Here is an 8496-nt window from a genome sequence, read left to right on the forward strand (position 1 = left end):
CCCCCCCCCCCCCCCCCCGCCCCCCCCCCCCACCCCGCCGCCCCCCTTTTCCCCCTCCTTCCCCGCCCCCCCCCCGGGGCCCGCGCCGGCCTTACAACCTCCCCCCCCCCCCCCCCCCCCGGGGGCCCGGAGACCTCGACCGTACGAAGTTTTGCAAGCGGTGGAACCCAGAACGTCCCCGACACGAATGTCTCCCCGGCGTGCCATCGCCCAGCCATGTGGCGCGATGAGGTGCCTGTGCGGATGCGTCCCATTCCCGGCAATGCCTCACCGTGCGCAGAAGTCGGCGTAGTCGCATCATTCGGCGATGCGGTGAGGATCGGGTGTGATGAAATGTTCCTGGCCATCGATCTCAAGCGGGCTCGCATCCAGTCGACTGGAACGCGAAATCGTCACGAGAGTTGGCAGCTTGGAAGCCGCTGCGATCAGCAGTCCGTCGGTCGTCTTCGGAGCCGCCCGAAACTCGACGGCCGTTAGCCCAAAGATGAAGGGAAATCGGGCCGTTCCTTTTTCACCTGTTGGACGAGGGACCACACTCCCGGGCGTTTGAGGCCAGCTCTTTGGCAGGAACGGAGCAGCGCCATGGCGCGGACGATATTGGCTGTAATCCAACGTAGCCTCGTGGTGTTCCCTTCTGTTCGCTCTAAGCCACACCCACGGCGTCCTCGAATGGATTGGGTCTGACCGAAGACCGCCTTCGCTGCACTCAGTCTCGATCGTCTTCCCGCAACGACGGCGCCGCGTTTTCTTCCCCTGGCCGCTACGCGTCCATTCCTCGCGAATCAAGAAAGCCTCGCGTCGCCATCCTCCACTTCGTTTCAGCCCCTTCGGGGTGCGGACCGATCGTCTCCGGTCTCACGACCACCGTCGAGGCCGCGATGGGCGTGGCCCGAGAAAAACAGAAGGAACCACCACAATGGCTACGATCGGCACATTCTCGCGCACCGCGAACGGCTTCTCCGGCTCGGTCAAGACCCTCAACCTCAACGTCAAGACGGTGATCTTCTCCCCGGCCGACGGCGACAACGAAAAGGGTCCCGACTTCCGCATCTTCGCCGGCGCCACCGAGTTCGGGGCGGCATGGAAGAAGACCTCGCGGGAGGGACGCGACTACCACTCCGTCAAGCTCGACGATCCCAGCTTCCCCGCTCCGATCTATGCGAGCCTGGTCGAGACCGACACCGAGGGCGACTTCTCGCTCATCTGGTCCCGCCGCACCGCAGAGTGATCCGACTTAACACGAAGCCCCGCCGCAAAGGCGGGGCTTTGCCATGTTCAGGCCCTACAGCTTGGCAAGTCCGCCAGCTGCAGCGCGCTAGGCTTTGGCCGGTGCCTTGCGCGTCTTCTTCAGCGGCGACTTGATGGCTGCCGCAGTTGTCGTAGCTGCTGCCGTCCGAGCAGCCCGTTTTGGTTTTTCTGCCGCGGCAGGTACGGGCGTCGCCGCCTTGCGCCCGAGCCCTATTGATTTGGCCAGGGCCGAGCGCGTGGCCGCGTAATTCGGCGCCACCATCGGATAGTCGGGGGGCAGGTTCCATTTCTGCCGGTATTCGTCAGGGCTCAGATTGTAATGCGTTCCGATATGCCGCTTCAAGGATTTGAACTTTTTCCCGTCTTCCAGGCATATGATGAGATCAGGTGACACTGACTTCTTGATCGACACCGCCGGCTCCAGTTTGGCTGCGGTCGGAGCCACAGGTGTACCGATCCCCTGCAAAGCGACATAGACATCCCCGATCAGCTTCGACAACTCGCCGACCGGCAGCGGATTGTTCGAAACGTAGGCGGAAACGATGTCGGAGGTGATTGATACGAGATCAGCCTGGTCGCGTGGGTCTGGAGAAACGGTCATCGAATATTCCTCTTGTCCAAAGGGCGCTTTGAAAACGGATAGTCTGTCTATTCGCCAACCAGGCAAATAATTCGCTACTCCGCCAACAAACCTCATTCCGTGCAAATATCAAGCAGGCAAGTTTCGCGGGATCAGTGTGGCGAGCCCGTCGAGCCCCTTGGGCATGTTGGTATGACCGAGCGCCAGATGCATCTTCACACCCGCCGGAACGACGATCATGATGCGTTCTCCCTTGCCGCGAGATGCCGCTTGACTGCATCCGCATTGCTGCCGACGGATGCAAAGACGCGCCGCCCACCGTCCAGTTGGACTGCCATCATGCCGTCCGGCGGCCGCACGAGATTGCGCGGGTCAGTGAGGGCCGGCGGTTCGGTTTCCGCCCCATGAATGAGCGCAACCGTTGCCAATTGCGGCCCCTTGCGAGCGGTCAGGCCGAACTCGACACCCCAGCGGAAGACCATGATGGTGGCGATCGCACGGCGGCGGCAAACCTGCGCCACGGCGACGCCGGGCTTCTCCGTCTCCTGCACGATCGCCCGCTTCTGCTCGTCGCTGAAGCGGCGCCGGTTCGATCGCCCATCCACCGCGTTCGGCGTCAAGCGGTATTTGCGTCGCGCGCAATTAGCAGCGCTGCTTAATTGGGCTCGGGCACTCGGATGAAGCAGGGATCGCCAGTCCATTTCGTCGCCGGATTCGTCCAGGCGATTGCGCCAGATCCGCAACGCATGCGGCGACAGACCAAGTGCAGCGGTATACTCCGCATGCCCCATGCCGCTCCAGTTCATCGCCTCGACATGCATGCTCCAGAATGCCCGCAGAGCGATCGGGCCGCTGTCCGTGCGCCTGCTGTAGCGATAGCGTGGAGGCCTTTTGGGCCGCTTCGGCGGCACCTTCTTGCGCGAACGTGCTGCCCTCTTCCGGTGCAAATTCTGCAGCTTTTCCGCACGTTTGCGCAGATCATCCGCGCTCACCAGATGGCGCATCCACAGCTCGAATGTGGTGATCGAGAGATCGCGCCGGCGACAGTATTCCAGTGCATCTTGGTCGCTGCGGTACCAGCTCGCGACGTGCGACGACCAGTAAGGACTGTTGGCCTTGGCCCAGGAGCGGCGAGGCGCCATCGGAAATCCTCCACATGACGAAGGAACCCGACATGAAGCTCAATTGCACTAGCCGAATAGGTGCAGGGACCGGACGCTTACGAAGAGGGACGAGGGATTGCCGCCCGTAATCGGCGAGCGGCGCCGGCGTCTGGAAAAACGCTGCTTGCAGGCGTGTCGGCTGCTAAGAAACCCCCTGTCAACAACGCAGGAGAGGGACGATGGAATTCTTTTGTGGACTGGATGTTGCGATGGACGAGACGGCGGTGTGCGTCGTCGACGATCGCGGCGCGGTGCATCTGCAGGCGACGGCCTTGACCGATCCCGACGCGCTGTTGGCGGTGTTGAAGCCTTTCCTGCCGCGGCTGAGAAGGGTCGGCCACGAGGCAGATTCGCTGTCGCCCTAGCTGCATCCGGAACTGCTGAAGCTTGGGCTTCCGGCGGTGTGCCCTGGAGACGCAGCATGTGCGCGCGGCGATGTCGGCGCAACGCAACAAGACGGACGCGGCCGATGCCCTGGGGCATTGCCCATATCATGCGCACCGGCTGGTTCCGGCACGCGCACATCAAGTCGGAAGCCTGTTATCGGATGCGGTTGCTGCTGACGCACCGGCGCAATCTGAAGCGCAAGTTCCTCGATCTGGAGAATGCTATCCGCCATTCGCTCGAGAGCTTCGGCATTCGCCTGAGCAAGGTCGGCCGGAAGGCTTTCGACCAGGCTGTGCGATGCGACGACTGGGGATACGCTGACGTCAGAGCTGATGGACGCCATGCTAACGGCACGCGCCGAGCTGTGGAAGCAGTACTGCCGGCTACACGAGTTGGCCGTGAGGTTCGTCGCCCGCGACGAGCTGTGCCGCCGCTTCATGGCGATCCCCGGCGTCGGCCCGGTGACGGCGCTGAGTTTCATGACGGCAGTCGAGGACCCGTCCCGCTTCCGCCGCTCGCGCGATGTTGCTGCTTACTTCGGCCTGACATCGCGGCGCTGGCAGTCGGGCACGTCGATCGACTCGCAGGGGCGAATATCGAAGGCCGGCGACGCGGACGTCCGACGCGCCCTCTACGAGGCGGCATCGGCGCTGATGACGCGCTTCCGCGGCAAGGACAAGCTCAGGACCTGGGGAACGATGCTCGCGAAGCGGGGCAATCACCGCAAGGCGACCGTCGCGGTGGCGCGCAAGCTGGCGGTGATCATGCACGCGATGTGGACGGACGGGACGTGCTATGTCGGCGACCCGGCGGCGAGCGAAGCCGACCTGTTGCGCGCGCCCGGGTCAAGGCCTGGAAGACGCTTGGCGCAGCCCGATGAACAAGGCGACGCTTGACGCGCAACGCAGGCGCGGCATGACAGACGCAAACTGAACACACGAGCTCCGCTGCGAAGCGGATGAGGACCGGTGCAGACCAGGAACGACGGGACGCACGCTATCTTGCTTGCGGCCGAGCCGATCGAAAGACGGCCGGACCGCGTTGGACTGCCTGTGGCGATGCCCCGTGAATCCGATGGAAAGATGCACCCCGACGGCAAAAGCGCTGCCAGCATGCAGCCCGAAAACGCCGTCGGCGAGTGCGCAGGACTGCACGGCGCACCGGATCTCGGCCGCTTCCCGGGAAAGCATGTTGCGGAAAGCCGCAAAGTGTTTTTGAGTAGAAAAGAGGAGAGACGACGATGTGAAAAGAGTACCGGAAGCACAACCGATTATGACAGCAAGATAAAGCGAGCTGGCGCTCGCACTCGCTTCGCTCGTAAGTGTCTGTCTGCACATTGTTTTTTCCGACGGATGCTAACGCCAGGCTGAATGGCGCGAGGTGCGGATGATGCCGGCTGGTTCGCTATCCTGTTGATCTGAAAAGCAAAGATGCGGTGTCGCAGCGATGTGCGATCCGCCGTTTTACGCCGCAGCAAGTCTTTGTGCGCCATAGCACACTCGGCAATCCAGCCATCTTGAAGCGCGAAATCCGACTGCCGATGCTGTCGTTATGGCAGATCGTGACAGCGACAGATTCCAGGTTCGCACCGGCCGGACGCGGGATGGCGGCGCGCCGGTCAATTCGCGCACGCTGCCCTTCGTGCGCCAGGTCGAGATCGCTGTCCGCAAGCAAGGCGGCAATCCCTATCGCATCGGCGCAAGCAGCGGCGCCGGGAAGGGGAGCGGCCGCTTCAATGCACGCGGCCGCGGCGGCAAGGTGGCGGCAGATTTGCCAAGGGATGGTGGCGGTTGGAAGCAGGACGGCAATGGCATCCGCTTTCGCTCCCGCCGCGTCGTCGTCAAGGCGCGCGTCGTCAAGCTGCCGGGGCGAGGCAAGGGGACCGGGCGCGGCCACAAGTTCGTGACGACCAGCAAGGCCGTCGATGCGCATCTGCGCTATCTCCAGCGCGACGGCGTCACCAGGGACGGCGAGAAGGGCAGGGTGTACTCGGCCGTCGACGACGAGGCCGACGCAAAGGCCTTCGTCGAGCGCGGCCGCGGCGACCGGCATCAGTTCCGCTTCATCGTCGCGCCGGAGGATGCCGCGGAGATGGAAGACCTGCGCTCCTTCACCCGCGATCTCATGCGGCAGATGGAGACCGACCTTGACACGCGCCTCGACTGGATCGCCGTCGACCATCACAACACCGGTCATCCGCATACCCACGTCCTGGTGCGCGGCGTCACCGGCGACGGCAAGATCCTGAACATCGCCGGCGACTACATCGCCCATGGCATCCGTCACCGGGCAGGCGAGCTGGTCGAACGGGAACTCGGGCTGCAAAGCGAGATCGAGGTCGCCCGCAAGCTGGCCAACGAAGTCGGGGCCGAACGGCTGACCCGGCTCGACCGCATGCTGATTGCCGAACAGCAGGAGCACGATGTTGTCGACCTCCGTCCCAATGCCAGCGACAGCTACACCATTTCCAGCAACCGCTACCTGCTGATCGATCGGGCAAAGAGACTGCAGCACTTCGGCCTGGCGAGCGAGATCGAGCCCGGCCGGTGGTTGATCTCCGACAGAGCCGAAAGCACGCTGCGGGCGCTTGGCGAGCGCAACGACATCATCAAGACCATCCACCGGGCACTGGAGGAGCACGGCCTCGCCGATGAGCGGGGCCCGGCCCAATACGCAATGCACCGGCAGACCATCACCGAGCCGGTCGTCGGCCGTGTGCTCGCCAAGGGTCTTGCCGGTGATGAGATGAGCGACAAGCTGTCGCTCGTCATCGACGGAGTCGACGGGCGCACCCACTATGTCGAGACCGCCGATGCGGCAAAGCTAAATGACGTTCAGCGCGGCCATATCGTGGCGCTCGATCCCATCCTGCCGAAGCAGGAGCCGCGTGCGGCCGACCGCAACATCGGCGCAGTAGCGGGCGAGGAGGGCATTTATCGGCCGAGCAGACACCTGGAGGCGATCTGCGAGACATTTTTGCAGCAGGGCAAGGACCCGGAAGCCTTCGTCCGCTTCCATGTCCGCCGTCTCGAAGCGCTGCGCCGGGCCGGCCATGTCGAGCGCATCGACGAAGACCACTGGCGCATTTCGGAAAACTTGCCCGAGCGCGGCATCGCCTACGATGCCCGCAGCCGCGGAAAGGACTTCTCCGTCCGCCTGCTCTCGACGCTTGACCTCGACGCGCAGATCGGCAGCGACGGCGCCACCTGGCTCGATCGGGAGCTTACCGCCAGGACCCCTGTGCCGCGGGTGCGGTCAGGCTTTGGTCTCGACGTGGATAACGCCCTCGACAGACGGGCTGCCCAACTCGTCGGGATGGGCCATGCCGAACGCGATGCGGCCAGCGGGACGATCACCTTCTCGCGCGACCTTGTTGCCACGCTCGAGCGCCAGGAGGTCGCGCGCGTCGGCAAAGAAATGGCCGCTGCACGCGGCCTCACTTTCGCGCCCGTCCAGCCCGGCAACCATGTCGGCGGCACGCTGCTTGGCCCCGTCAGTCTTGCGAGCGGGCGCTTCGCCATGCTGGACGATGGCATCGGGTTTCGGCTCGTTCCATGGCAGCCGATGCTCGAAAAGCGCATCGGCAAGAACATCACCGGCCTCGTGCAAAACAGCGGCGGCATTGACTGGAGCTTCGGCAGAAGACGCAGCATGGGGATTGGGATGTGAGGGTAGCGCGCATTAAACACCCGCGGGTAGGTCACGGTGCCGCGGGGCCGAGATCGTCAGCGTGCCGTTGGCCGGCGAGCCGCGCACGGCGAACAGAAACTCATCCTCAGTTGGCGGGACGTTTTTTCGTTCATAGAGACATTGCCCCGAGGTCATGCTGACTGCCACTGATCTGGCAGCGACTGCCGGCTGTGTATGCCGGTCGTCGGCCGTGGCTGAAAACGATCCTGAATCTTGCGCTCAACCGATCAGCAACCGGCTAGGGTCGCCGCAATCTGACGCCCGGGCGATCGCCATTGGTAAACTCCACGCCTTCGGCTTCAAGAACGGTACGAATCTTTGCTTGGGTTTCGGCGGATACAATCGAACCGTTCTTACCATCGCTTTCGCAGCGCTTAATTGTCGGAACAGATACCCCCGCACGGCGAGCAAGCTCCGCCTGGGCGATACCAATCAACGCGCGGGCTGCCCGCATCTGTCCTGCTGTCACCAAGCCTGTTGATCCCTTTAGATCATTCCTATATGATCCAAAGGTATCAGCGATACCCTTGGGCCGATGGTCCGAGGTGCGGCTAGGCGCGGTGTTGGCGCACCGTGCCCAGCCTGACCACAACCCAAGCTTCTGAGGAGCTCGGATCATGGGTGATTCCGACAATACCACGACTCCGCCGTTCGTCACTCGCAGGGAAGTGCTTGCGGGAGGGATGATCACGTCCACTGCTTTGGGGCTTGAGAAAAGCGCTTCTGGCGGATCGCCCGCAGCCACGAGTATGCCTCTCGCCGACCCAGCGCTGGCGCTCTGGCACGAATGGGAGAGAGTCCACAAATTGACCGGGCAGCTCTGCCGTATGCAGCAACACCTGGAGACGAGGCTTGTTGAGAGCATCGGCTTTCCATGTGTGACCGTCCGCCTGCCGGAGGGAGAAGACGTGACCGTCCACTCGATCGGGGCGGTCAATGATGTACTCGGCAAAGGGCCCGACATGGTGGCTCTCCGCGAGAAGGCCGAAGCTGATTTGGCGGCACATCAGGCCCGCTGGGACGCGGCTGCCGAGGAGGGCGGCTACACCGCAGCGCTCAGGGACGAGCGCGAGGCTGGCGACCGGGCGGAGGATCTGCTTGAAGCGTTCTCAACCACCCCCGCCACGACGCTCGCCGGTGTGGCGGGCAAGCTCGATGCCGTATTGCGCGAGGGCGAAGCCTGGGAGGGATCCTCCGAATTCCCCTGGCCGCAAATCCGCTCGGCGCTCAGTGATCTGGTGCGCATGGTGCAAGAGAAGATGCCTGAATAGTTCTTTCACTGCGGGCGGTGTCCCGAGCTCCGCAAGTGGCGGGCTGGTGCTGTATGTTGCAACCAAGTTCGAATGTCGCGATGTCAGCAAAGTAGAAATGTCGCATAACGGTGCCGCCGGCTGCGACGTGAGCGCCCGACCGGGCGTCAGCTGGTCG

At 63.6% G+C, this 8496-nt stretch carries 6 protein-coding genes and 2 pseudogenes; 4 read left to right on the forward strand and 4 right to left on the reverse strand.

The annotated features are described in order from the left end of the window. Window positions 1-297: 297 nt before the first annotated feature. The gene (locus NKJ91_RS32780) at window positions 298-612 is read right to left on the reverse strand and encodes a hypothetical protein (protein WP_352458807.1); all 315 of its coding nucleotides are present in this window, start codon (window positions 610-612) and stop codon (window positions 298-300) included. A gap of 304 nt (window positions 613-916) precedes the next feature. Between NKJ91_RS32780 and NKJ91_RS32785 the strand changes: the two genes are divergently transcribed. Further along, a complete protein-coding gene (locus tag NKJ91_RS32785; RefSeq protein ID WP_352458808.1) occupies window positions 917-1228 on the forward strand; it encodes a DUF736 domain-containing protein in 312 nt (103 codons plus the stop codon). An 87-nt stretch (window positions 1229-1315) separates the two neighbouring features. Here NKJ91_RS32785 and NKJ91_RS32790 read toward each other — a convergent pair whose 3' ends face one another. The 3 genes and pseudogenes from NKJ91_RS32790 to tnpA all read right to left on the reverse strand — a co-directional run. After that, the gene (locus NKJ91_RS32790; protein ID WP_352458812.1) at window positions 1316-1849 is read right to left on the reverse strand and encodes a Ros/MucR family transcriptional regulator; all 534 of its coding nucleotides are present in this window, start codon (window positions 1847-1849) and stop codon (window positions 1316-1318) included. A gap of 215 nt (window positions 1850-2064) precedes the next feature. Then, on the reverse strand, window positions 2065-2649 hold the full coding sequence (locus NKJ91_RS32795) for a transposase (protein WP_352458809.1): 585 nt from the start codon (window positions 2647-2649) through the stop codon (window positions 2065-2067). A 156-nt stretch (window positions 2650-2805) separates the two neighbouring features. Beyond that, window positions 2806-2970, reverse strand: a pseudogene (gene tnpA, locus NKJ91_RS33985) (IS66 family insertion sequence element accessory protein TnpA); the annotation flags it as partial. Between the two features lie 200 nt (window positions 2971-3170). Between tnpA and NKJ91_RS32800 the strand changes: the two are divergent. The 3 genes and pseudogenes from NKJ91_RS32800 (at window position 3171) to NKJ91_RS32810 (ending at window position 8339) form a co-directional block, all read left to right on the forward strand. Then, window positions 3171-4274, forward strand: a pseudogene (locus NKJ91_RS32800) (IS110 family RNA-guided transposase). Window positions 4275-4929: 655 nt separating this feature from the next. Beyond that, complete coding sequence (locus NKJ91_RS32805) at window positions 4930-7047, forward strand: DUF3363 domain-containing protein (RefSeq protein ID WP_352458810.1); 2118 nt, start codon at window positions 4930-4932, stop codon at window positions 7045-7047. 638 nt (window positions 7048-7685) lie between these two features. Further along, a complete protein-coding gene (locus NKJ91_RS32810) occupies window positions 7686-8339 on the forward strand; it encodes a hypothetical protein (protein WP_352458811.1) in 654 nt (217 codons plus the stop codon). Window positions 8340-8496 lie beyond the last annotated feature (157 nt).

The organism is Mesorhizobium sp. M0040 (assembly GCF_040323505.1).
Classification (GTDB): domain Bacteria; phylum Pseudomonadota; class Alphaproteobacteria; order Rhizobiales; family Rhizobiaceae; genus Mesorhizobium.

Excerpts from the sequence above, each read along its gene's own strand:
- NKJ91_RS32785 (WP_352458808.1), top strand. The coding sequence starts at position 917 with ATGGCTACGATCGGCACATTCTCGCGCACCGCGAACGGCTTCTCCGGC.
- NKJ91_RS32790 (WP_352458812.1), bottom strand. The coding sequence starts at position 1,849 with ATGACCGTTTCTCCAGACCCACGCGACCAGGCTGATCTCGTATCAATC.
- NKJ91_RS32795 (WP_352458809.1), bottom strand. The coding sequence starts at position 2,649 with ATGCATGTCGAGGCGATGAACTGGAGCGGCATGGGGCATGCGGAGTAT.
- NKJ91_RS32805 (WP_352458810.1), top strand. The coding sequence starts at position 4,930 with ATGGCAGATCGTGACAGCGACAGATTCCAGGTTCGCACCGGCCGGACG.
- NKJ91_RS32810 (WP_352458811.1), top strand. The coding sequence starts at position 7,686 with ATGGGTGATTCCGACAATACCACGACTCCGCCGTTCGTCACTCGCAGG.